Genomic DNA, 22,440 nt, shown 5'->3' on the forward strand with positions numbered 1-22,440 from the left:
GAACTATCTATTTTTGCAACTTGTCACGATATTACTGTGCAAAAACCGTTCACTTTCGAGTTTAGCGCTTAACTAACAATAATATTTGGGAGCATATATAAGTGTTGAGAATGCTGTGGTCAAGCAGCAATTGCGATAAAAGTAGACCAATGGATCAACAAGAACTTTACCTATCAGCACTTACAAGCCACAATAATCACCATAATTAACAATAATTTAATCGTCCAGAAAATACTGATGCTTAACGATAATCTTTTATTTGTAATTCTTATCGCAGTGGTCGGCCTAGTCGCCATTACTGTGAATTTTGTAATTACGACTCGAGAGCAGCAGGAAGACGCTAAAGATCAGCGTCTTACTTGGCTAAAAGGACAGGCAGAACATATTCTGCAGGCCATTTCTGTACTACGTGAAGCAGACTGCAAGCCCGAAATTATTCAAAAGATTAATGAGCATGCAACCTCTCTTCTTGAAGAGGTTGCTATGTTAGCACCAGACTCGGAACTATTTAATTCTCTCACCCAGCAGAAAGACACCGCTGATAAAGCATTTGCTTCTCCTGATGTATTCGATAGCGATAAAGCTTTAAAACGAGCACAAATCTATATCAACTTTGCTGAGAAGCTCGTACTTCAATTGGCACGGGGTGGAAAAATCACTTTAACGCTTGCTCGTAGCTATCAGCAAGAGTTGTACTGGCTACGTATAACTGTGGTTGCTGATGCTCATGTAAGCCAAGGTAACCGTTTTTTACAGAGCGAAGACTCCATGACGGCAGTTTCCCATTATCGTCACGCAAAAGCTCTGCTAGTAAGGGCAAATATCCCTCATACGGTTAAAAAACCACGCTTGGACACTGTAGATAAACTAATTGAAGAGATCCAACCAAGAAAACCACGTTCCAAAGGTACCTTGGCAGACTCCTTAGATCGCCTTCTCTAGTCGATCTTATTAAAACGAGGAACAACTGAACCGTTTTCTAGGGTTACCGTCTCAACAAACATATCTAACGGGCGCACCCAAGTAGATTCATCACCGTAGCCCAACTTGTATACCACTAGCCACTCTTCAGTTTCAGAATGTCGCGCCACATCTAAAACAACGTATTCTGGCCCTTTATAGTGCTGGTAACGACCTGCAGGTACTTCAACCGGTGGTAACATCAAAAATTGCCCTCACTAAATTCTTTAAGCTGTTGATAAAGAGATTCCATGATCTCTTCACCTTTATCACTATTTCCAGCCTCGTCCCAATGAACACCTACATAAGCTGGCGTTGATTCTAAAGAAAAAACCCCCTTTGGAAGCTCCTCTAACAGCGCATTTAATTTATCTAATTGCGGCTCAGATAAAGTGCGCTCACCTTGAGCCCAGCACCAACCAGCATTCAAACCGATATTAGCAATGGACTCTACTCGGAACACTTGCCAAGCGTTGAAGTTATTCTTCTGCTCACGGCTTAAGCCTTCACGTAAAACTCGATAAGCGGTCATATTACGCTCATCTGGCTCCATTTCGCCTTGTGCTCTAGGCGGCTTCATCTTTTCGAGTTGTATCTGGAAGCCCAGCGCTTTTGCTTTAAGCCTTAGAGATGCTTGGTATTTTTGCTTTTTAGTGGGCATAACCCACATCATTGAGCCTAACAAAGACATCATTATCAGGACGATTATCATCCATTCCATTACTAAACCCTCAGCCCAATTACCGTACGCGCGGAAACATTGAATAGCAGGCTGTACATGACTGGCATAAAACACCCAGAAATAACACAACCTATTAAAATATTGATAGAAATCAGCTGCCGCGAGTTTACCAGAGTACGTACAGCAACGCTCTATGCTAATCTGTTAAAAGAGTCTGTAAGTCACTCTCAACAGCCTTAAACACTTTGCTAGTGGAGATGCAGTTATGGGAACTTATTCCAAGATACTTTTAGCCTTAGACCTCTCAAGCGAATCTGATCAGCTCAAAAGTAAAGCCTATGAACTTGCAAAAGCGAACGACGCACAGCTCTATGCAGTTCACGTTATTGAACCTCTTAGCTTTGCTTATGGGGGCGATGTCCCGATGGATTTAACCTCGATACAGGAACAACTAGATAAACACGCCGAGCAAAAGCTCAAGCGCTATTGTGAGACCCTTGAATATCCGGTAACTGAACAGTTAGTGGTAACGGGTCAAACCGAATCAGAGATCCACCGACTCGCCGACGATTATGATATAGATCTGGTTATTGTAGGCAGCCATGGCCGCCACGGTATTGCCCTTCTACTTGGCTCAACCGCTAACGGCGTTTTACATGGGGCTAAGTGTGATGTTTTAGCAGTCAGAATTCAGGATCAAGACTAGGAAGGGTTTACTCCCCTTCCTGCAGCGCCTCCAACTCGACCCAGCGGTCCATCAGTTGCTCAACCAGTGATTCCTGATCCTGTAATTCACCGAGTTTTTGACTCACGAATTCGTGATCCTGCTGATAAAAATCAGGGGCAGCCGTTTCTGTTTGCAATGCTTCCAGAGCCGCTTCCGCTTGTTCTAACTGAGCAGGGAGCTCATCTAATTCACGCTGTAGTTTGTAACTTAGCTTTTTCTTCTTCGCAGGCTGAGAAGGCGCCGCTTCTTTGACTTGAGGCTTTTCAGCTTTAGGCTGCTTACTCTCCTGTTTGACAGGTTCCGGGCGCTGCCTCAACCAATCTTGATAACCACCAACATATTCATTCAGTTCGCCTTCACCTTCGAATACCAAGGTGCTAGTGACCACATTATCCAAGAAAGAACGGTCATGGCTTACTAGAAGAATCGTGCCATCAAAATCTAGAATGATCTCTTCAAGCAATTCGAGTGTTTCAATATCCAGATCGTTGGTCGGCTCATCCAGCACTAACAGGTTTGCAGGCTGACTAAAGAGTTTGGCTAACAAAACCCTGTTTGTCTCACCACCGGATAACGCTTTTACAGGCGTTCGCGCTCTTTCAGGCGCAAACATAAAGTCATTCAAGTAACTGATCAGATGACGATCACGGCCATTGATGCTGATACTCTCTCGACCTTCAGCTATGTTATCCATCACTGTTTTTTCTGGATCAACCTGAGCACGTAACTGATCAAAGTAAGCAATTTTCAGATTCGTACCGAGCTTCACTTCACCTTGATCAGGAGATTGCTTACCTAAAAGCACGCTTAACAAACTACTCTTACCGGCACCATTTGGCCCGATAAGACCGATACGATCACCTCGTTGCAAGACAAAATCAAAGTTACTAAACAATGGCTTGCCAGCATACCCCAACGACACATTTTTAAGCTCTGCAACTAGCTTACCGCTGCGAGCCGCCTCCTCTAAGGAGAACTTAGCCTTACCGCCTCGTTCACGTCGGTCCGCTCGTTCATTACGCATCTTTTTAAGAGCTCGGACACGCCCTTCATTACGGGTTCGACGCGCCTTAATGCCTTGACGAATCCAAGTTTCTTCTTGCGCCAGACGCTTATCGAATAGCGCATTCTGCTTCTCTTCGTCCTCAAGCATCTTCTGCTTTAGATCCATATAAGCAGAATAGCTACCCGGGAACGATGACAGCACGCCACGATCAAGCTCTACGATACGCGTCGCCAAGCGATCCACCAACGCTCTATCGTGAGAGATAATCAACAGGCCACCTTTAAATTCAAGCAGTTGCTGCTCTAGCCATTCGATAGTCTCGATATCTAAATGGTTGGTAGGCTCATCGAGTAATAAAAGATCAGGATTCTGAACTAACGCGGCACCTAAGGCTGTGCGACGACGCCAACCTCCTGACAACTCAGACATTAATTTGTCGCCAGGCAGATCCAACTGTTCAATGACGCGCTGAACACGCTGCTCTAAATGCCAACCATCAACCGCTTCAATCTGATGCTGAAGCTTATCCAGCACCTTCATGTCTGCATTTTCAGATGCAGCAAGCTCATCGTAATCCTGACGTAGCTTTTGGATATCACCCAAACCTGCAGTAACTACATCACGTACTAAACGCTCATCTGCCGCTGGCATTGCCTGAGGTAATTCTGCGATTCGACACGTTGGCGAAACCCAAAACTCACCACCATCAGCTTTGTGATGACCTGCAACCAGCTTTAACAGTGTTGATTTACCAGCACCATTCATACCGACCAAAGCAACCCTTTCACCGGGATCAATTTGGAAATCAACGTTATCTAGTAAAGGTTTGGCGCCAAAGGCCATGGATATTTTATCGAGTCGAATCAGAGGCATGATAGGTCAGCTTTTGTTCATTGAGGCCGCTATTTTACTCATTTTCGACAGATATGCATGAAAATGCTGCATTCAGGTAAATTATTATTTAATTAAGCCGTTAATCTATCGTATAAAGTGATAATGGATTATTCATAGGACTTGAAAATGAAACCTTTTTGGCAAACAACAACCGGTGTGTTCACTTTAACATCGCTACTTATTACAGCACCGATTTCTTACGCATCCATAGAACAACAACGCAAACAATTTTTGCAAGCTGAAACCTACCTAAAACAGAACAAAACCCAGTCTTTTAAGAAGGCTCGAAAAGCACTTAATGATTACCCTTTAGCACCTTATTTAGATTATCAATACGAGCTAAAACGGCTGTATAAATCCAATTCTGGAAACGTATCTGCATTTATCGAAAAATATCCGAAACTACCGATCGCTAACCGACTCAACCGCACTTGGTTAAATCACCTCGCGAAAAACAAAAAATGGACGACCTACCGTAAGCATTTTAGTAACCACCCAGTTACTAGCATTCGCTACGAGTGCCAACAACAAACAGCGCTACTCAATGGCAATTCTCAGCAGAAAAAAGCAGCACTGTATCAGGCGCGTGAACTATGGATGGTAGGCAAATCCCAACCTAAAGCATGCGACCCGCTGTTTAAAGCTTGGATGGCAACCGGTCGACCGACAACGAATGAAGCTTCCCAGCGTTTTTGGATGAGCGTTGAACAAAATGAGATCAAACTCGCTCGTTACCTAACCAAGAAGATCAAAGATAAAAAACAGAAACAACAAGCTGAGCTTTTCTGGACACTTTACAATTCTCCAGAACTTGTTGATGGCTCAACTATAAATAAAATTGATAAAGTTCAACGCCCTATAGCGGCATCTATCGCTTATAAACGCTGGTATCGTAAACAACCAATAACAGCCACTCAGTCTTGGCTTAAAAAGCGCGACGGGCTGATGCCGCAGGTTGATCAAGATGAAGTCAGCCTATACATGGGCGAGCGGCTGAATTGGACCTATCACAGCCAAGCAATCAAGCTGAGTAAGCAGCTTGACCCTGAATACCGCATTGAGGAACTAACAGAGCGACGTATTCGTAATGCCTTAGCTAAACAGGATTGGAAGACGGTTGTAGAAGCAATTAGTCATCTCAATGAAGAAGAGAAAAAAGATTCTAAATGGCAATACTGGTCTCTCATTGCTGAAAGGCATCTCAAGCCTAATACCGACCAAAAAGAAAAAATCGCCGAAGTCGCGAAAGACAGAAGCTTTTACGGTTTTTTAGCGGCAGAGTTAAATAAAAGCCCTTTCCAGCTTAACGCTAAATCAGATGCTGTAACTCAAGAGCAACTTGATGAGTTAGCCAAATTACCTGCTGCAGCCCGCGCAGGTGAGTTATTCAAACTAGGTCGATTGACCGAAGCGAATCGAGAATGGCGCCTCGCTCTGTCTCAGATGGATGATCAGCAAAAGAACCTTGCAGGTTATCTAGCTAACTCTTGGGGTTGGCACCTACAAGCGATCATCAATGCTGCCAAAACAGAGCGTTGGGACCATATAGATCTTCGCTTTCCTTACCCCCACGCAAAACTTTTTAAAGAACATGCGCTTAAGAACGATCTCGATCTAAGCTTCCCTGTTGCTATAGCCCGTCAGGAAAGTGCATTCCTATTTAACGCTACATCCCGTGTCGGCGCCCGTGGTTTAATGCAGTTAATGCCCCAAACAGCCAAACTTACAGCCAAAAAGCATAAAGTTCCGTATAAGAAAAATGCAGAGCTAGATAAACCTGAGATTAATATTACGCTGGGTTCAGCCTACTTAGGGGATATGCTGAAAAAATTCGATAACAACCCCGCCCATGCAGCAGCGGCCTATAATGCAGGCCCTCACCGTGTAACTAAGTGGCTTAAACAACGTGGCGATCTACCTTTAGACATCTGGATTGAAACTATTCCGTTTAAAGAAACGCGCAAATATGTTCAAAGTGTATTAGCATTCCGCGTCATTTATGATCGCTTAGAAGGTCGGCAGGCCAGCTTACTTAACGATAAGCAAATCGCCTTGTTAGCCGTTAACCAAAGCAAGAAAACCGCTTTATAAACAAATAGTAAAAGAAGATATCTGTATGACGAATCCTTGCTGGATTGATATTGGCGTTAACCTTACTGACAGTAGTTTTGATAAAGACAGGGAAGATGTAATCCAGCAAGCATTAGAACAGGGTATTGAACGCCTAATCATTACAGGCACAACACTCGATGAGAGCTTACAAGCTATCGATTTATGCCAAAAATTTCCTGAACATCTCTACTGCACAGCGGGAATTCATCCCCACTACGCAAAAGATCACACAGGCAATCAACTGCAAGAGTTCAACGCGTTATTAAAAGAAGACTGTGTCGTCGCAGCGGGCGAGATGGGGTTAGACTTCAATCGAAATTTTTCTACACCGGAACAGCAAATCAATGCTTTTGAAAAGCAACTTGAAATCGCATGTACACACCGACAGCCTCTGTTTTTACATGAGCGAGACGCCCATAAAAAACAACTAGAGATGCTATACAGCTATAGAGATCATATTCCCCATGCTGTAGCACACTGCTTTACGGGCACTAAGGTAGAGCTTTATAACTACCTTGATCTGGATATGCACATTGGCATTACAGGTTGGATCTGTGATGAAAGACGTGGATTAGATCTACAAAAGCTGGTCAAAGACATTCCTTCCAATCGTTTGATGCTTGAAACGGATGCTCCTTACCTTCTTCCTCGAGATATAAAACCGAAACCAAAATCTCGCCGCAACCTTCCAATCTATCTGCCGCACATAGCGACAAAAGTCGCTGAACTAAGAGACGTAGAGTTAGATCAGCTACAGCAAGATGTTTATCAAACCACATGCGAATTCTTTGGACTCAATTAGACACACGCTGAAGAAATTCTAGGAGTTTGGATTGATCAAAAGGCCACTCCAGTTCCTCTTTACTCTCTAAATCCAACAACACTGGAATTTTAACACCATAACGTTCAACCAAATCATCGTCATCTGCAATGTCGACCTGATAAATAGCATACGCCTGCATATCCACAGAAGATGCTATCAACTGCTCTGCCACTTCACAAAGATGACAACCTACCGTTCCCATCAATTCCAGTTCTCTCACTCTATTTACCCTTGCTAACTTTTTTATTTCAGACCGTTTGACCGGAGACCTGAGCTAGATCACAGAATGCCTACAACCCGCATGCTATAGTCCACAGTCAATGTATATAGCGAATAAAAACCAGATAATACCGAAAAACAACGACGTACGTTTAAACAATGACGAATTGATCATGCAAAAAAACCAACACTGATGGATTAATCATGGTCAAGTTAAGTAACCCATAGAGCAATTTGCCCAAATAGGCTTAGCCACTTAAGACTCTCAACGTTATATAACATACGGCGAAGACTGGTCTTTTGACTCCTAGGAAAGCCGACCACGCCCTTTTTAAACAAAATGTCTTATTGAGTTAGATGACATCAAAGATCGCACAGAAGAGTTAAATTCTGTGAGTGTCAGTCCTACAGATTGCTGATTAGGCAAGTGGTACTTGAAAGGTGCAGGTCTTAAACCCTTGAAACATATTCTAGGTTAAAAGTTAATAAATACTCCCTATGCAGCAGGGCATCATTCTGTTTTAAAAGCGCTTTAGTACCAAAGCCCGGATTTAAAGAAAGACAAATCAATCCATAAAGGGACCATAAAGCAGATGCGAAATACAGAAGAATAGAGTTATAAATTTCTGCAACATATAGAGGATATGATTGACGAACGAAACCTGACGAGCAATTAAAATCACCACATAAAACGAGTGTTTTACCTACAATCAGTATGACATTTATTGAACCAAGGCCGTAACACCTTAGTGTGATCGACCAAGGAATACCTTGATACATTGCACCGCACAAGAATATGCTGGACATATATATTCACGAAAACGCAATTAAAAGTTGCGATATTGTGAGCTAAACCGTAAAACTTGTATTTCCACTATTCCATACTCGTTAAGAATATGTGAAGCAGGCAAGATGGAAGGACGGATATGACAAAGAAAGGCGACCCAATGGACAACAATAGCAACCTACTTTCCAACCCTCAGGAGTTTATTGACTACCTGAACACCGAAACCCAGAAAGTATTAGAGATGTTCTCAGCTTCTGGCTGTGATGATATTTTCACTAAGTTCACGCAATCCTGGACAGAGTTAGCTAACCGCTCTTGGGAAGACCCTACCGTTTGGATCCGTGCAATTACTGACTATCAGCAAAGCCAAATGAGCCTGTGGACTAACCTGCTAACAGGCAAAAGCAGCGAATCTGTTGCACAGCCAGCACGTGGCGACCGTCGTTTTCAAGCAGAAGAATGGTCTCAGAACCCAGTTTTCGATTACATCAAGCAGTCTTACCTACTAAGCTCTAAGCTTCTTCAGGAAATGGCAGCTAATGCAAATCTTTCTGACCAAGAACAGAAGAAACTTGAGTTTTACACGCAGCAATATATCGATGCGATGTCTCCAACCAACTTTGCAATCACTAACCCTGAAGTTCTTCAACAAGCGTTGGAAACTAAAGGTCAGAGTTTAGTTGATGGCCTTAAGAACCTACTAGGTGATGCTGAAAAAGGCCGCATCTCTATGACTGACGAGTCTGCATTTGTTCTAGGTGAGAACATTGCAACGACTGAAGGTTCTGTTGTATTTGAAAACGAGATGTTCCAGCTTATTCAGTACAAACCAACGACTGAAGAGACTTACGCTCGCCCAACAATGATCGTGCCTCCTTGCATCAACAAGTTCTACATCCTTGACCTGCAAGAAAGCAATTCTTACGTAAAATACTGCGTAGACCAAGGCCAAACAACCTTCGTTATTTCTTGGTTGAACCCAACAATTGAACAGGGTCATATCACTTGGGATGACTACGTAGAAAAAGGCATCCTAAAAGCGACCCAAGTAGTTCAAGACATTACTAAGAGCGATAAAGTTAACGCAGTAGCATGGTGCGTAGGCGGTACTCTACTAACAACTGCTCTAGCGGTAATGGCAGCACGTAAAGATACGTCTATCGCTTCTGCAACGTTCTTCACGACACTTCTAGACTTCACTGACCCGGGTGATCTATGTGTATTCATTGACGAACAACAGATTAAGAAACTGGAAGACAAAGTAAATAATCAGGGCTACCTAAGTGGTCGTGAGCTTGCTACGTCTTTCAACATGCTACGTTCAAACGATCTAATCTGGTCTTACGTTGTTAACAACTACCTTAAAGGTCAAACGCCTCCTCCGTTCGATATCCTGTACTGGAACAGTGACTCTACTAACCTACCAGCAGGCATGTACACGTACTACATCAACAACATGTACATGGAAAACGGTCTAACTAAGAAAGACCAGTTAACTATCTGCGGTGAGAAGATCGATCTTGGTAAGATCAAGATCCCTTGCTACTTCCTATCTACAATCGAAGATCACATTGCTCCATGGAAAGGTACTTTCGAAGGTACCGAACTACTGAAAGGCAAAAACGAGTTCGTTCTAGGCGCAAGTGGTCACGTTGCAGGTGTTATCAACCCAGCTTCTAAGAACCGTCGTAACTACTGGATCAACGGTGAACTAGGTAACGGTGCAGATAGCTGGTTAGAATCGGCTGAGCGTCAGGAAGGTTCATGGTGGCCTCACTGGGCTGAGTGGTTGAAGCGTCGTGCTGGTAAGAAAGTTGCGGCTCCAACCGCACCAGGTAACGATGAGCACAGCGTTATCGAAGCAGCACCAGGTCGTTATGTAGCAGTACGTATCGACTAAGTTAATTAGAAACAAAAAACGGAGCATCTGCTCCGTTTTTTTGTTTTAGTCCGTTTTATATTTTAGACAGTATCGATTATTCAATCTCAGAGCGTAACTGCTGAATATCTTCTTGAAGCTCCTGATCCTCAGTGAATCCCGCAAATTTCTCTGCTTTAGCCAGAGCTTCGAGCGCATCCTCTTTTTGACCTTCTTCAAACAGGCGCTGAGCTAAAGAGTATTGAATCGACGCTTTATACTCTGTATCTTTTAAGCTATCAGCCAACTGATAAGCTTGCTGATAGAGCTTGATCGCATCTTGGTTTTCTTCTGAGAAGTCAGCTAGTGTTTCCCAAAACACAGGGTGATCGTTCTTCTTTCCTTTATACTGCTCAGCTAAAGCTTCCAATTCAGCATAAACCGAATAAAACTTTTTTTCGTTATCCGTCTCAGCCGCTTTCATCATCGACTCAGCAAAAGCTTCAATCTGCTGAAATATTTGTCTGTTCATTAATTAACTCTCCAACCATACGTCTTTGGCCCAGTTCCAAATAGATGGCCACTCGTCTTCAATCGTATCACCGTGTTGCCAAAGCAGGATGGCCGCATCTTGCGTAATACAGTAATAGCCATTCGCATGCTCACAGATCGGGATATACTCTCGAGGCATACCTATATCCCAAGCTGTAGCAGCTAATTCAGGTAAAAAAGTGTGCGAACTTGGATCAGCCACAGTCGCCGGTTCAATAGAACCACAAACAATATCACTTACCTCAAGCAGGAAATGCTTATACTCATCCGGGAGTGAAATCAAAATCTGCTCTTCGATCTCTACAAGATCATCTTCATCAGGCAGATCTAAAGGCACAGGAACTTCGACATTACGTTCTTGTAGCAACTCAATAATATCTTCCATATAGGCGCTCCTGTATTTAAGCTTCTCAGATTCGGAGGCAGACTAGTCGAGCAGAACAGAGAAGTAAATAAAAGAGAGCAGTTATATCCCCCTTTAATAACTTTAGAGAATAATTATATACACAAAGACCTTAAACATTACTTCATACGACAGCCAACACGCCAAAATATGTAATACTTTAGAATTAATCTAATCCGAATTGCTAACTCCTTTGGCCTTATTTCCCAAGACATTGCCAACAGAATCCGTATAATTCGCGCCAAACATCCTGCAACCTCCAGAAAATGTAATAAAATTATGTTCTATGTGTTGCAGAACAAAGAAGTCTCGGGTGATAACAGCTGACTCACCAAAGTCATGACTGTTGCGGCCACAAGCCCCCATCCCCGCAGCTACTTCACAAACCATTATTATTATTAAAATGGCGAAGTTCCTATGACCACAAAATCAGTAGACGTATTGCTAGTCGGCGCGGGAGCTATGAGTACGACCCTTGGCGTCATGCTCAAGCAGCTAGATCCTTCCCTGAAAATCAGCATGATCGAGCGCCTAGATCATGTCGCCCATGAAAGTACAGATGGCATGAACAATGCCGGTACGGGCCACGCGGCATATTGTGAATTGAACTACACGCCACAAATGCCAGACGGCACGATCAATGCCACTAAAGCTTTCGCGATTAACGCCTCTTTCGAAGTTAGCTTGCAATTCTGGTCATACCTCGTAGAACAAAACGCCCTTCCTGAACCTTCTCAATTTATCAATCCTGTACCACACCAAAGCTTTGTATGGGGTGAGAAGAACGTAGAATTCCTTCGCAATCGTTATGAAACATTGAGTGCTACGCACCAGTTTGCGGATATGGAATACAGTGAAGATCATGCAGTCTTGAAAGAGTGGATGCCACTGGTCATGGAAAACCGTGATCCAAGCGAGAAAGTTGCAGCCACTCGTGTTGCTTACGGCTCCGACGTAAACTTTGGTTCGCTTGCACGCAACATGGTGAACTTCCTAGAAGCTCAAGATGATTTCGAGCTTCTACTTAGCCGTACAGTAAAAGACCTGAAGCAAGACCAAGATAAAAACTGGACGGTCACCCTTAAGAATGACCAAACTGGCGATAAAGAAGTTATCAACGCTAAGTTTGTATTCCTTGGTGCTGGTGGTGGCGCGCTACCACTTCTACAAAAAGCGGGCATCTCCGAAGGTAAAGGTTATGGCGGCTTCCCTGTAAGTGGTCAATGGCTAGTTTGCCGTAAACCAGAAATCGTTAAGAAACACCTAGCTAAAGTTTATGGCACAGCACCTATCGGTGCCCCACCGATGTCTGTACCTCACTTGGACACTCGCGTCATCGGCGGTGAACAGGCACTACTGTTTGGCCCATTCGCTGGATTTACGACTAAGTTCTTGAAGAAAGGCTCTATCTTCGACATGCCACTAAGCATCAACCTTGGCAACATCAAGCCGATGCTTTCTGTAGGTATGAATAACATGGACCTTACTAAGTACCTAATCAGTGAAGTAATGCAGTCTCACAGCTCTCGTGTAGACGCACTAAGAAACTTCTTCCCTGATGCGAAAGATGAAGACTGGGAACTTTCTTACGCAGGTCAACGCGTGCAGATCATCAAAGAAGATGAGAACGGTAAAGGCAAGCTGGAGTTCGGTACCGAAGTAATCTCGGCTGAAGATGGTACGCTTGCTGCTCTTCTAGGTGCCTCACCTGGCGCATCAACTGCAGTCCAGACGATGATCAACATTGTGGAAACATGCTTCGCAGAAAAACTTGCTACACAAGAGTGGCAAGATAAGATTCATGCGATGATCCCATCTTACGGTCAGGATCTGACTCAAGATGCAGCGTTACTAAATAATGTGCGTAAGCGCACTTTATCTACACTGGGGCTTGATACTATAAAAAAGACTGAACTGCAGGCTGATAGCAGCCTGCAAGATCAAGGCACAGCAGCCTAGTCGAATATAACTATAAAGATATAGAGCCAATCCTAAAGCCGGTCTTCTGACCGGCTTTTTTATTTCCCTACCCTTTTCGCTACAATAACCTTTTAACTTTTCCTGTCGTTACTATGCAATGTCGAGAAAACTGCGGTGCCTGCTGTATTGCACCGAGCATCACCAGCCTAAACAAACCTGCGGGCGAACGTTGCAAGCATTTAGATCAGCAAAATCGATGCGAAATCTTTGGTACAGATCAAAGACCAAAAGCTTGTGCTAACTTTGCACCTGAAGAAGAATTTTGTGGTCAAAACAGAGAAGAAGCGCTGCAGATCCTAACCCTTCTGGAAAGTAGCACTCATTAAACGATACAGCTTTTAGGCAATAAAAAAGCAAGCCCTAGGCTTGCCTTTCTATCATGTGCAGGACGGGACTTTAACCCCGTAGCAACAGCTTAAACTTTAACGATGTTTTCAGCTTGTGGGCCTTTTTGACCTTGAGTCACAGTAAACTCTACTTTTTGGCCTTCAGCTAAGCTTTTGAAGCCTTCGCCCTGAATTGCACTGAAATGTGCAAATACGTCCGGACCACCTTCCTGCTCAATAAAACCAAAGCCTTTTTCGTCGTTAAACCACTTAACTGTTCCAGTTGTTGCCATCTTTCAAAACCCTATTTTGGATAATTAAAATCAGCCGAAGCAACGAAAGATTTCCTGCTTAAAGCTGTTAAATAGAAAAAACAGACAGCATTGAAAGAGTTAGGCTAAGAGTTTCCTTGCCGCAACGTTAAAGCAGCCATGTCTTTTCCGATCATCTGATCATAGCGCTGCTTTGTGTTAATTCAATTCCATTTGTGTGTTTTTTGATGTTTTTTTGACCAAAACAGACTCTACAATAGTCTAAGACTCGACTAATCGGTAAGTGCCGGGCTGTCATTTCCGCCTTGTACACAACTTGTTAGCATGATTAAACGCTTAATTTTTACTATAAGATTTAATCCATCTGTATTTCATCGCGGTATACTTAAAACCAGCACAAGTTAAAGAAGAGTTGTAAAACTTCATTCCGCCTTTTTCAGTTGTATCTAAGGATCATCCCCTGAAACGTCTACAAGAAATCAAAATAATCCTTACCCTTGGCTTCCCTATAGCGATCGCTCAAGTAGCGCAAACCTCTATGGGTTTTGTCGATACCCTGATGGCCGGACGTTACAGCGCAACAGATTTAGCCGCAGTAGCATTAGGGTCAAGTATCTGGCTACCCATCTTTATTGCTAGCCAAGGCATCTTAATGGCCACCACACCCATGGTTGCGCATCTTGTAGGTGCCAATAAAGAAAATGCTAGCTCGGAGACACTGCATCAGGGCGTGATCATAGTCGCGATTTTAAGCTTACTTGCGATCTTTGCCCTGCATAACTGCGATCCAGTTCTTGCCTTCATGGGCGTAGAGGAGGAGCTAGCTAAATTAACCACTCAATACATGGCTGCTATAAGCTGGGGATTCCCTGCCCTTCTGCTTTATCAACTTATCCGCAGCTATATTGAAGGTTTTGGTAAAACGCAGCCCGCGATGAAAATTTCCATCCTTGGACTGTTATGTAACATCCCACTTAACTATGCACTTATCTATGGCGAGTTTGGTTTTCCAGAACTAGGAGGCGTAGGTTGCGGCTGGGCAACAGCGATTGTTATGTGGATTATGTTCTTTAGCGCGTTTATCTATCTAGCTAAGTCACCCACCTTTGTAACGATCAAACCTTTTTCTGGTTGGTCTCTACCTGAACCATCAGCACTTAAAAACTTTTTAAAGCTCGGACTGCCCATCGGCATCGCCCTTTTAATTGAAGTCAGCATGTTTTCGGTAATTGCTCTGCTTTTGGCAGATCTTGGTGAGGTAATGATCGCCTCTCACCAGATCACGATCAGCTTTACCGGCCTGATCTTTATGCTGCCTTTAAGTATATCCCTGGCACTCACCATACGCGTTGGTCATCAACTCGGAGCCCAAAAACCTGAAGCAGCAAAATTCAGTGCTGTTACAGGTTTGATTATCACTTTAACCTTGGCAATCTTCAGCTCTTCACTGATGGCAATATTTGCAACGCCAATTGCCGAGCTTTATACCCAAGAAGTTCAGATTATTGAGATCGCCAGTACATTGATCATTATTGCAGCCCTTTTCCAGTTCTCAGATGCCATCCAGATAACATGTTCAGGCGCCCTTAGAGGCTATAAAGATACCGTTGTTCCACTTATGCTAGTGTTTATCGCCTATTGGCTCATTGGTCTTCCTTCTGGTTATATCTTAGGTAAAACCGAGTTGATTACTGAAGCGATGGGTCCTAAAGGGTTCTGGATTGGTTTACTTATTGGCTTAACCATTGGCGCTATACTGTTAATTACTCGATTACACTGGAAAAGCAACCAAGTGCTCAGCCAAGCCCAACATCATTAACCTAGTTATGCTAAAACGGTTCTCAATTCTTATCATCGTACTAATATCCGTTGGCGGATGTAGCCGAGATACGCCTGAACTAGTCTTAGAGAATTACCTTTACCGTCTGAGTAACACTCTCGATCTAAATCAACCTCAGCCATACCTCCCCAAGACAAGAGTGCAATTCCCACTTAAACGCGAACGAATCCTTAAAACCACAGAGATCCGTGAAGGCCTGCTAGACGTTCTGAAACTAAAACGTTGTGATCTGCTGCCCCTAATCGCAGAGCGGAATAGCTCTCTTGGCAAGGTAGCCAAGCCATCAACAAAATTACTATATGAGCTTAATTTCTATCATTTACTGACTCAGTGCCGAGAATCTTTGCGCAACGACAGCGCGATTGATACTGAACTGCTAAAAAGAGTAAACGACATCCATCGGGTTAAACGTGATAATTTGCCTGCCGAATTATGGAATGGGGTATTTACCGCACCAGAAATGGAAGCCAATTTCAGCCGTTCGCAAACAGCTCTACCTCTAGTTGATAACAGCAGCACTCAACAGAGCATTGAAGCCTTACAAACCCTTGTAAATTTAACCAAGCATAACCTTGATCAATTAGGAAGGACAAAACCTAATAAAGATCACTTAAACCAAGCCTTTAAAATCTTACACAGCAATAGATCTGGCCCAGCAATTATCAGCTCACTTGAACTCCTTACTTACCACCTTGATCAAGCTGCAAGTTTATTAGAGCAACGAAATTCGCCTAACACCCCTCTATGTAGAAACCAAAGCCCAAATAAAACGGCACGTATTCTAGAAAACGTTTTCTATAAGTTCTATATCGGTGAAGTTTTACCTTATTTAGCGCAAATTGACCGATATGCCTCCAAGTGGCTCGACCTTAATCAGCAATTACTGCAAAATTACACAGCACTTTCGGTAAGCATTCCACAATCAATGGAAACTTATTCAACCACTATACTGTCCAAAACAGCACCTCATGGCATTTGGTTGAGTTACCAACGCGCTAGGGACAAACATACTGAAGCTTGGCAAAAAACCTTAAAAAATTGCGGCATGATGCCGACACAGAAAGACTAACCGCTTTTGAGCTACGGATTGGACATTGAACCCAGCCTTTAAATCAAAACAGCACAGTAATGGCCTATCATTCAATACAGCATTTTTTGTGTTGTTACTGTTTGCTTCAGCCCTTCTACTTACCCAAGTGGATGCTGAAAGCGTGCGCCTGAGCAAAGCTGATATTGAAAAGTTGGGAAATAAATACGGTGCAAAAGCAAAACGTCGACTCGAAACTTGGCAGAACCTATTAACTGAATTGGCCAATGAGAGCGAAAGTCACAAGCTAGAACGTGTAAACGACTTTTTTAACCAAGTGCGATTTATCGATGACATCAAGCACTGGAAAAAGAAAGATTACTGGGCCACACCCGTAGAATTTCTGATCACCAACGGCGGTGACTGCGAAGATTTCAGCATAGCGAAATACTACACACTCAAAGAGCTGGGTGTACCTGTAGAAAAAATGAATTTAGCCTACGTTAAAGCCTTGGAGTACAACCAAGCCCACATGGTATTAACGTACTACCCCAAGCCACGTGCAACCCCTCTAGTTCTGGACAATATTAACGGTGAAATTTTGCCTGCTTCCAAGCGTACAGACCTGTTACACGTTTATAGCTTTAATGGTGATAAACTATGGCTCTCAAAAATGGGCCGTAGAACTACGTTAGTAGGAACATCAGACAGATTAAAGCCTTGGGTAAAACTACAATCTCGTATTGAAAACAATGACATTAACCTAAGGTAGGTTTAATGATGAGGAGTATCTATTATGTCACTGGTTAACCAACTTATCGCCGCGATTTTTGCGGTACTTATAGGTTTGGTTTCTGGCACCCTTTACATAATGTCAGAAAGCTCGCGCTCTGTTCTCCAGGATCAACTGGAGTCACACGCGCAAGATTCTGCTACCCATTTAGGCCTTTACCTTGCCCCTTATATGGCTGAAAACGACAGTGCGACTATCGAAACAGCCGTTAATGCAATTTTCGACAGTGGCTTCTACCAGCGTATTATTGTGACTAATGGGGATGAAGAGGTTCTGTTTGAGAAAAAGGCGCCGGAAACCATTAGCGAAGAAGTACCTGAGTGGTTTAGGTCAATGGTGCAAATAACTCCGCCATCAATGTTTAGGGAAGTCGCTCACCAATGGCAACAAGTAGGGAGAATCTACGTACAAAGTAGCGCAGGCTACGCTTACGAGAAACTATGGAAAGGTGCGCAAGATAGCATCATACTGTTTATATCTTTATCCCTCATATGCCTATTGGCTATCAGCTCACTGATTAGATACCTACTAAAACCATTACACACAGTTGAGCAGCAAGCTATCGCTCTGTCTGAAAAACGCTATCTAGAGCAAGAAAAGTTACCGGGCACACGTGAACTAAAGCGTGTAGTACAAGCAATGAACCGTATGGTTAAGCAAGTGCAGGTAATGTTCGAAGAGCAAGCTCGCAATATTGAAGAGCTACGTCGAAACGCCTATCAAGACAGCTTAACTGGCTTATCTAATCAACGCGCAACTGAAGCACAACTAGCCGAACGCCTTGATTACCGTAAAGATTTTGGTAGAGGCACTCTATTCAATATCCACCTATGCAATCTGCAAGAGACCAACCAGCAGATAGGTATGGATAAGACCAACAACTTGCTGAAACACCTAGCTAGCCACTTAGAAGATTTTGCACGTGGATCAGATCAGAGCGTACTTGGTCGTGTGACCGGCGCTGACTTCATACTGCTAGTTAATACAATCGATACCGACCAGCTGAAACTTAAACTGGAACAACTTGATCAGGAAAGCCGCAAACACCTTGCACAGCTAATGGGCCAAGATATCGAAGGCTCAATAATTAGTATCGGTAGCTGCGAATGTAACGATGAAAGTAACAGTAGCCAGCTTCTATCTGAAGCTCGCATAGCAAGTAATGAAGCCGAAAAATCCAAAGTATTATGGAAACAATTCAACACTTCAGAAAAAATCGCCGCTCAGCCGCAGCAATCCGACTGGAAACAACATGTTGCTAATGCGATTAATCAGCGCCAAATCTTTTTACAAATTCAAAGCGTATTTAGTAAAAAACCTGGTTCAATGCCGATTCAGGATGAGATCTTTGCACGTATTCTTAATCAAAATAACCAGCCAGCTTCTGCCGGCGAATTTATCAGTGTTGTAAAAGAGCTTGGTTTAATGCCCGAGATGGACAGAGCCGTAATCGAACTAGCCTTAGAGCAGCACGAGAAGATAGCCTGCCCGCTAACGATTAACTTGAGTCATGAAGCTGTAAGTAGTGAAAACTTTAGAACATGGCTTCTTGATAAGTTAAAAACGATTAGCCCAAGCGTTAAAGTTCTATTCGAGCTAGATGAAACGAGCGTATTAAATAATATTGAAGGCATTCTAGAATTCCGAAAGGCTCTAAAATCCATTGGCGCTGAATTTGGTGTCGACCATTTCGGTATTCACCCTAGCGGCTTCTCTTACCTGTACTCAATACAACCTGATTACATCAAGATTGATGGTTCACTAATTCGTAATATCGATCAGAACGATGAAGACCGCTTCTTTGTCAGCAGCCTAATCAGCGTAGCTCACAGCCTTGAGATCAAAGCCTACGCAGAACATGTAGAGAGAGAAAGTCAGTTACAGATCCTTGAAGGCCTGAATGTGGATGGTAGCCAAGGTTACCTTCACGGCACACCAAAACCCTTAAGCAAAGCTTAAGGGTTTTGTAGCAGCTTTACAGGCATAAAAAAACGGCGGTATAACCGCCGTTTTTTTGTATCTGCTGTAGAACTTACTTCCGACCAACTAGCATCTCAAGCTTTTTGCTCATCCGCTCTTCACGCTCTTGCTCTTTGCGCTTCTCTTGACGTACTTTGTTGATCTCTTTCAACTTACCTTTCGCGTGATCTGACTCTTCTTTAGTCACAACACCAGCAGGCTCACCGTTAATATCTATACGCTCAGCGCCTTCACGCAAGGAACGGTAGTAGTTCAGCGAACGAACATAACTCGCAAGGGCACGTTTGATTTTGTTTTTAGCGACTTTTTCGTCAGCAACAAGATCTTCTTGAATGCCTATTTTTAGAGGCCTAACGTTTTTACGATCAAAGGTTTTCGGATACGCTTCCATCAACTGCTGCAGAGCAGCCATATTTGCAGCACGGTTTTTGGATTTCGCCTTTGGCGTTTTGTTTACTACGTCATTCACCTGATTAGCCTCTGATTGGAAAACTTGCTTTGACTGAGTCAGATTCGCCTCCGCAGAATCTAGCATATTTTCCAATTGATCAATTAATTGCCTAGTTTTAGTACTTATCTGCTCAACATCCACAGACATCATTCACCCTTACGAATGTAATACCCGTAAAGGTCGTCTTCTACATACTGCTCAACCAACTCATGCCCTAAAAACGTACAGAACTTAGGAATGTCACGCTGAGTAGAAGGATCAGTTGCCAAAATATGCAGCACTTCCCCTGCCAGCATATCCCTAACATGATTATGCAACATCATAACAGGCTCAGGGCAGTATAGGCCCTTTGCATCAAGAATATGGTCGGCTTTGATGTCCGTCATGTTTTATCTCTTGCAGAAAGATGCATATTGTCTCAAATTACCCATGACAGCAAAAGTCATTTAATCAGTAATTAAGCAACTAAAGTCGCTTTTAAAATAAAAATAATCCATTCTATATGTGTGGAACGTAGTTTTAGATGGAGAGATCATATGATTCGAGTACTTATCGAACGACATATTGCCGATGACTTAGGCGAGCACTATGAAAAAGCTGCCCGTGAAACGCTACAATTAGCGATGCAAGCACACGGCTTCATTTCTGGCGAAGCTCTTAAAAATGCCAGTGATCCAAACCACAGGATGGTTATTGCAACCTACAGAACTCTTCAAGATTGGCAACGCTGGGCACAATCCTCAGAGCGCCAAGATATGATGGCGACTCTTAACCCAATGCTAGAAACCGAGGAAAAAGTCACCGTTTTTGAACACTAATATCTGAAACTGCCATCTTATCGCTGTATTTTTATAGCACTCTAAGGTGGCAGGTTATCTCCTCTCGATCATGGTAAAGGTGTTTAGCCGATAACTCATACGCTAAGCCTTCCTGCATAAACCTTTCAGCGATTAGATTTAAACAAGATACAACCTCTTGATAGCGCTGCTTCATTGGCAGTTTCAGATTGAAGATAGCCTCATCGCACCAACCATTGATCACCCAATCAGCCGCCATCCCGGCCGTTTTAATCGGTTTATCTACAACATCACACACCATCATATTGACAGGCTGCGCAGGTATAAATTTATAAGCATCTTCTTGAATATGGGTCACTTGCCCAGATTCCATCAACTGATCTTGCATGGGTCCGTTGTCTACTGCAGTAACAAACATACTGCGTTGAACCAACTGCCAGGTCCACCCACCCGGCGCCGCACCTAGATCGACTGCTGTAGAACCATGAGGGATTCGTTGATCCCAATCGTCACGCGGAATAAACCAATGCCACGCCTCTTCCAATTTCAACGTTGAACGACTTGGCGCTTGTTTGGGGAACTTAAGACGGGGTACACCTAGCGACCAAGGCGCAGAGTTGTTCACAGGCGCATAACCCACAAACATTTCACTGCCAGACAAAACGAACAGCAACAAACGATTACCTTTACTATTCGCTTTTTTCTTCAAACGTCCACTTTTACGTAGTTTTTGCGCCAAAGCCGAGCTGAACTTCTTCGAAAAGGTAGCCAACTCGCGACCATCTGTAGTATCAGGGTATTCTGCCCAAAGATCAGTACAATCAGGAAAATCATTAAGAATCTGTTGTAACTGCGAAATGCGGTCGTCCCGTTCTAGTTGCTGGCAATCGCCACAAACCATCCACTGCCTTACAAAAATCAAACTATTAAAATCAATTTCAGCAATAGCCCTCTCTGCATCACCTGGAGTTTGCAAATGGAACTCAACATAACCCTGACCAGACTCTAAGGTGCAGTATCCGTATAGGCCGATAGTAGAGCACTGATCAGTAATCTCCCCTGCGACCTCTTTCTCGAAGCCTGAGCGGCACTGTAGGACTAATCGATTAAAATATGTCAACTTAGCTGTTTCCCGATAATCTGAGCGATATGGTCCATATGCTGAATTTGCGTAAAACCTGAAGCCTTACGTGGCTTGATGTCATGATCACCATCCTCAAACCAATGCACATGGACAGATGCCGGCAAATTGTACTCTGTAACTTCAGGAAGTGAACCCATTGGATCTCTTTCGCCTTGAAAAATATACAAAGGCTTCGATAGATCCTTTAAATGATCAACGCGCAACGATTCTGGCTTTCCACGCGGATGAAAAGGATAACCGAATACAAATCCGGCACTTACAGCTGGATGATTAAGTAGCATTGAAGCAGCACGTCCACCCATAGATTTTCCCGCCAAATACAGGGGCTTACCATCCACTACTTGCTCTTCAATCATTTGTGTAAAGTAATCCAGCAAGTTAGGCATTCTATCTGGGGGACGTCGCTTGCCAGTTTCTCTGATGGTCTGCATATATGGAAATTCAAAACGAACAACCTGCAACCCAAGTTTAGCTAAGCGCTCCGCCATCTGTTCCATAAACTCACTGTCCATTGGCGCACCCGCACCATGTGCAAATAGCACTTTCCCCGCTTTCAAATCACCATCAATTAACATAAACAGCCCCTTAATCAGTCAAAAAATGAGTTTTACCGCTGTTTCAAAGTTGACTTGAATCAACAAACGCTGAGAAAAGCCTTACTGTGCAGCACAAAATGCGACGTTTTTTACGACAAAAAACGCCAAAATTATATCTCTTTTTAAAACAAAGGATTACAGACTATAAAAAATATTCCTTATATTTCATTAAGTTAAAAAACACCCCAACCTAAAAGTATCAAGCAAACAA

23 protein-coding genes are annotated in these 22,440 nt (G+C 43.3%); 12 read left to right on the forward strand and 11 right to left on the reverse strand.

What is annotated here, in order from left to right; genetic code table 11:
- Positions 1 to 237: 237 nt before the first annotated feature.
- Positions 238 to 942 (forward strand): DNA topoisomerase I, encoded by a 705-nt coding sequence (locus tag ACMXYS_RS10525; protein ID WP_415896472.1) that lies wholly within the window; start codon positions 238 to 240, stop codon positions 940 to 942.
- Here ACMXYS_RS10525 and ACMXYS_RS10530 read toward each other — a convergent pair.
- Complete coding sequence (locus tag ACMXYS_RS10530) at positions 939 to 1,163, reverse strand: DUF1653 domain-containing protein (RefSeq protein ID WP_415884090.1); 225 nt, start codon at positions 1,161 to 1,163, stop codon at positions 939 to 941. The genes ACMXYS_RS10525 and ACMXYS_RS10530 overlap by 4 nt on opposite strands.
- The gene (locus ACMXYS_RS10535; RefSeq protein ID WP_415884089.1) at positions 1,163 to 1,681 is read right to left on the reverse strand and encodes a hypothetical protein; all 519 of its coding nucleotides are present in this window, start codon (positions 1,679 to 1,681) and stop codon (positions 1,163 to 1,165) included. The genes ACMXYS_RS10530 and ACMXYS_RS10535 overlap by 1 nt, the downstream gene beginning before the upstream one ends.
- 226 nt (positions 1,682 to 1,907) lie before the next feature.
- Between ACMXYS_RS10535 and ACMXYS_RS10540 the strand changes: the two genes are divergently transcribed.
- Positions 1,908 to 2,348, forward strand: coding sequence for a universal stress protein (locus tag ACMXYS_RS10540; protein WP_415884088.1), 441 nt, complete (start codon positions 1,908 to 1,910; stop codon positions 2,346 to 2,348).
- A gap of 7 nt (positions 2,349 to 2,355) precedes the next feature.
- Here the strand turns inward: ACMXYS_RS10540 and ACMXYS_RS10545 are convergent, their stop codons facing one another.
- Complete coding sequence (locus tag ACMXYS_RS10545; protein WP_415896473.1) at positions 2,356 to 4,248, reverse strand: ATP-binding cassette domain-containing protein; 1,893 nt, start codon at positions 4,246 to 4,248, stop codon at positions 2,356 to 2,358.
- 147 nt (positions 4,249 to 4,395) lie between these two features.
- Here ACMXYS_RS10545 and ACMXYS_RS10550 point away from each other — a divergent pair, with 147 nt between their 5' ends.
- Both ACMXYS_RS10550 and ACMXYS_RS10555 read left to right on the forward strand, forming a co-directional pair.
- Complete coding sequence (locus tag ACMXYS_RS10550; RefSeq protein ID WP_415896474.1) at positions 4,396 to 6,360, forward strand: transglycosylase SLT domain-containing protein; 1,965 nt, start codon at positions 4,396 to 4,398, stop codon at positions 6,358 to 6,360.
- A gap of 25 nt (positions 6,361 to 6,385) precedes the next feature.
- Positions 6,386 to 7,183, forward strand: a complete 798-nt coding sequence (locus ACMXYS_RS10555; RefSeq protein ID WP_415896475.1) for a TatD family hydrolase — start codon at positions 6,386 to 6,388, stop codon at positions 7,181 to 7,183.
- On the opposite strand, the gene ACMXYS_RS10560 is transcribed toward ACMXYS_RS10555, so the two are convergent.
- Positions 7,176 to 7,424: a glutaredoxin family protein gene (locus tag ACMXYS_RS10560; RefSeq protein WP_415884084.1), complete on the reverse strand. Its 249-nt coding sequence runs from the start codon at positions 7,422 to 7,424 to the stop codon at positions 7,176 to 7,178. The genes ACMXYS_RS10555 and ACMXYS_RS10560 overlap by 8 nt on opposite strands.
- 925 nt (positions 7,425 to 8,349) lie before the next feature.
- Between ACMXYS_RS10560 and ACMXYS_RS10565 the strand changes: the two genes are divergently transcribed.
- Positions 8,350 to 10,110 (forward strand): PHA/PHB synthase family protein, encoded by a 1,761-nt coding sequence (locus tag ACMXYS_RS10565; protein WP_415884083.1) that lies wholly within the window; start codon positions 8,350 to 8,352, stop codon positions 10,108 to 10,110.
- 76 nt (positions 10,111 to 10,186) lie between these two features.
- Here ACMXYS_RS10565 and ACMXYS_RS10570 read toward each other — a convergent pair whose 3' ends face one another.
- On the reverse strand, positions 10,187 to 10,600 hold the full coding sequence (locus ACMXYS_RS10570; protein WP_415896476.1) for a tetratricopeptide repeat protein: 414 nt from the start codon (positions 10,598 to 10,600) through the stop codon (positions 10,187 to 10,189).
- Between the two features lie 3 nt (positions 10,601 to 10,603).
- Positions 10,604 to 11,005, reverse strand: a complete 402-nt coding sequence (locus ACMXYS_RS10575) for an SMI1/KNR4 family protein (RefSeq protein WP_415884081.1) — start codon at positions 11,003 to 11,005, stop codon at positions 10,604 to 10,606.
- Positions 11,006 to 11,440: 435 nt separating this feature from the next.
- Between ACMXYS_RS10575 and mqo the strand changes: the two genes are divergently transcribed.
- Positions 11,441 to 12,982, forward strand: a complete 1,542-nt coding sequence (gene mqo, locus ACMXYS_RS10580) for a malate dehydrogenase (quinone) (protein WP_415896477.1) — start codon at positions 11,441 to 11,443, stop codon at positions 12,980 to 12,982.
- Between the two features lie 113 nt (positions 12,983 to 13,095).
- Entirely contained in the window at positions 13,096 to 13,329 is a 234-nt protein-coding gene (locus tag ACMXYS_RS10585; protein ID WP_415884079.1) for a Fe-S-cluster oxidoreductase, read from the forward strand.
- Positions 13,330 to 13,418: 89 nt separating this feature from the next.
- On the opposite strand, the gene ACMXYS_RS10590 is transcribed toward ACMXYS_RS10585, so the two are convergent.
- Positions 13,419 to 13,622, reverse strand: coding sequence for a cold-shock protein (locus tag ACMXYS_RS10590; protein ID WP_415884078.1), 204 nt, complete (start codon positions 13,620 to 13,622; stop codon positions 13,419 to 13,421).
- Positions 13,623 to 14,139: 517 nt separating this feature from the next.
- Here ACMXYS_RS10590 and ACMXYS_RS10595 point away from each other — a divergent pair.
- From ACMXYS_RS10595 to ACMXYS_RS10610, 4 genes are all read left to right on the forward strand, one after another.
- Positions 14,140 to 15,420: an MATE family efflux transporter gene (locus ACMXYS_RS10595; RefSeq protein ID WP_415884076.1), complete on the forward strand. Its 1,281-nt coding sequence runs from the start codon at positions 14,140 to 14,142 to the stop codon at positions 15,418 to 15,420.
- A gap of 7 nt (positions 15,421 to 15,427) precedes the next feature.
- Positions 15,428 to 16,510, forward strand: coding sequence for a DUF3080 family protein (locus ACMXYS_RS10600; RefSeq protein ID WP_415896478.1), 1,083 nt, complete (start codon positions 15,428 to 15,430; stop codon positions 16,508 to 16,510).
- Positions 16,511 to 16,598: 88 nt separating this feature from the next.
- The gene (locus tag ACMXYS_RS10605; RefSeq protein ID WP_415884074.1) at positions 16,599 to 17,240 is read left to right on the forward strand and encodes a transglutaminase-like cysteine peptidase; all 642 of its coding nucleotides are present in this window, start codon (positions 16,599 to 16,601) and stop codon (positions 17,238 to 17,240) included.
- A 24-nt stretch (positions 17,241 to 17,264) separates the two neighbouring features.
- Positions 17,265 to 19,220 (forward strand): EAL domain-containing protein, encoded by a 1,956-nt coding sequence (locus tag ACMXYS_RS10610; protein WP_415896479.1) that lies wholly within the window; start codon positions 17,265 to 17,267, stop codon positions 19,218 to 19,220.
- A gap of 73 nt (positions 19,221 to 19,293) precedes the next feature.
- Here ACMXYS_RS10610 and ACMXYS_RS10615 read toward each other — a convergent pair whose 3' ends face one another.
- Together ACMXYS_RS10615 and tusA are read right to left on the reverse strand one after the other, a co-directional pair.
- Positions 19,294 to 19,839, reverse strand: coding sequence for a ProQ/FINO family protein (locus ACMXYS_RS10615; protein ID WP_415884072.1), 546 nt, complete (start codon positions 19,837 to 19,839; stop codon positions 19,294 to 19,296).
- The gene (gene tusA / locus ACMXYS_RS10620; RefSeq protein ID WP_415884071.1) at positions 19,839 to 20,078 is read right to left on the reverse strand and encodes a sulfurtransferase TusA; all 240 of its coding nucleotides are present in this window, start codon (positions 20,076 to 20,078) and stop codon (positions 19,839 to 19,841) included. Before tusA ends, ACMXYS_RS10615 begins: the two co-directional genes overlap by 1 nt.
- 150 nt (positions 20,079 to 20,228) lie before the next feature.
- Between tusA and ACMXYS_RS10625 the strand changes: the two genes are divergently transcribed.
- A complete protein-coding gene (locus ACMXYS_RS10625; RefSeq protein WP_415884070.1) occupies positions 20,229 to 20,510 on the forward strand; it encodes an antibiotic biosynthesis monooxygenase family protein in 282 nt (93 codons plus the stop codon).
- A gap of 31 nt (positions 20,511 to 20,541) precedes the next feature.
- Here the strand turns inward: ACMXYS_RS10625 and rlmM are convergent, their stop codons facing one another.
- Together rlmM and ACMXYS_RS10635 are read right to left on the reverse strand one after the other, a co-directional pair.
- Positions 20,542 to 21,609, reverse strand: coding sequence for a 23S rRNA (cytidine(2498)-2'-O)-methyltransferase RlmM (gene rlmM / locus ACMXYS_RS10630; protein ID WP_415884068.1), 1,068 nt, complete (start codon positions 21,607 to 21,609; stop codon positions 20,542 to 20,544).
- Complete coding sequence (locus ACMXYS_RS10635) at positions 21,606 to 22,208, reverse strand: alpha/beta family hydrolase (RefSeq protein ID WP_415884067.1); 603 nt, start codon at positions 22,206 to 22,208, stop codon at positions 21,606 to 21,608. The genes rlmM and ACMXYS_RS10635 overlap by 4 nt, the downstream gene beginning before the upstream one ends.
- Positions 22,209 to 22,440: the final 232 nt, after the last annotated feature.

The sequence above is a fragment of the Neptuniibacter sp. QD57_21 genome (assembly GCF_047778075.1).
Lineage (GTDB): Bacteria > Pseudomonadota > Gammaproteobacteria > Pseudomonadales > Balneatricaceae > Neptuniibacter.

What these genes read in the sequence shown, in the direction of transcription:
- ACMXYS_RS10525 (WP_415896472.1), top strand. Translation starts at nt 238, where the DNA reads ATGCTTAACGATAATCTTTTATTTGTAATTCTTATCGCAGTGGTCGGC.
- ACMXYS_RS10530 (WP_415884090.1), bottom strand. Translation starts at nt 1,163, where the DNA reads ATGTTACCACCGGTTGAAGTACCTGCAGGTCGTTACCAGCACTATAAA.
- ACMXYS_RS10535 (WP_415884089.1), bottom strand. Translation starts at nt 1,681, where the DNA reads ATGGAATGGATGATAATCGTCCTGATAATGATGTCTTTGTTAGGCTCA.
- ACMXYS_RS10540 (WP_415884088.1), top strand. Translation starts at nt 1,908, where the DNA reads ATGGGAACTTATTCCAAGATACTTTTAGCCTTAGACCTCTCAAGCGAA.
- ACMXYS_RS10545 (WP_415896473.1), bottom strand. Translation starts at nt 4,248, where the DNA reads ATGCCTCTGATTCGACTCGATAAAATATCCATGGCCTTTGGCGCCAAA.
- ACMXYS_RS10550 (WP_415896474.1), top strand. Translation starts at nt 4,396, where the DNA reads ATGAAACCTTTTTGGCAAACAACAACCGGTGTGTTCACTTTAACATCG.
- ACMXYS_RS10555 (WP_415896475.1), top strand. Translation starts at nt 6,386, where the DNA reads ATGACGAATCCTTGCTGGATTGATATTGGCGTTAACCTTACTGACAGT.
- ACMXYS_RS10565 (WP_415884083.1), top strand. Translation starts at nt 8,350, where the DNA reads ATGACAAAGAAAGGCGACCCAATGGACAACAATAGCAACCTACTTTCC.
- ACMXYS_RS10570 (WP_415896476.1), bottom strand. Translation starts at nt 10,600, where the DNA reads ATGAACAGACAAATATTTCAGCAGATTGAAGCTTTTGCTGAGTCGATG.
- ACMXYS_RS10575 (WP_415884081.1), bottom strand. Translation starts at nt 11,005, where the DNA reads ATGGAAGATATTATTGAGTTGCTACAAGAACGTAATGTCGAAGTTCCT.
- mqo (WP_415896477.1), top strand. Translation starts at nt 11,441, where the DNA reads ATGACCACAAAATCAGTAGACGTATTGCTAGTCGGCGCGGGAGCTATG.
- ACMXYS_RS10585 (WP_415884079.1), top strand. Translation starts at nt 13,096, where the DNA reads ATGCAATGTCGAGAAAACTGCGGTGCCTGCTGTATTGCACCGAGCATC.
- ACMXYS_RS10590 (WP_415884078.1), bottom strand. Translation starts at nt 13,622, where the DNA reads ATGGCAACAACTGGAACAGTTAAGTGGTTTAACGACGAAAAAGGCTTT.
- ACMXYS_RS10595 (WP_415884076.1), top strand. Translation starts at nt 14,140, where the DNA reads ATGGGTTTTGTCGATACCCTGATGGCCGGACGTTACAGCGCAACAGAT.
- ACMXYS_RS10600 (WP_415896478.1), top strand. Translation starts at nt 15,428, where the DNA reads ATGCTAAAACGGTTCTCAATTCTTATCATCGTACTAATATCCGTTGGC.
- ACMXYS_RS10610 (WP_415896479.1), top strand. Translation starts at nt 17,265, where the DNA reads ATGTCACTGGTTAACCAACTTATCGCCGCGATTTTTGCGGTACTTATA.
- ACMXYS_RS10615 (WP_415884072.1), bottom strand. Translation starts at nt 19,839, where the DNA reads ATGTCTGTGGATGTTGAGCAGATAAGTACTAAAACTAGGCAATTAATT.
- tusA (WP_415884071.1), bottom strand. Translation starts at nt 20,078, where the DNA reads ATGACGGACATCAAAGCCGACCATATTCTTGATGCAAAGGGCCTATAC.
- ACMXYS_RS10625 (WP_415884070.1), top strand. Translation starts at nt 20,229, where the DNA reads ATGATTCGAGTACTTATCGAACGACATATTGCCGATGACTTAGGCGAG.
- ACMXYS_RS10635 (WP_415884067.1), bottom strand. Translation starts at nt 22,208, where the DNA reads ATGTTAATTGATGGTGATTTGAAAGCGGGGAAAGTGCTATTTGCACAT.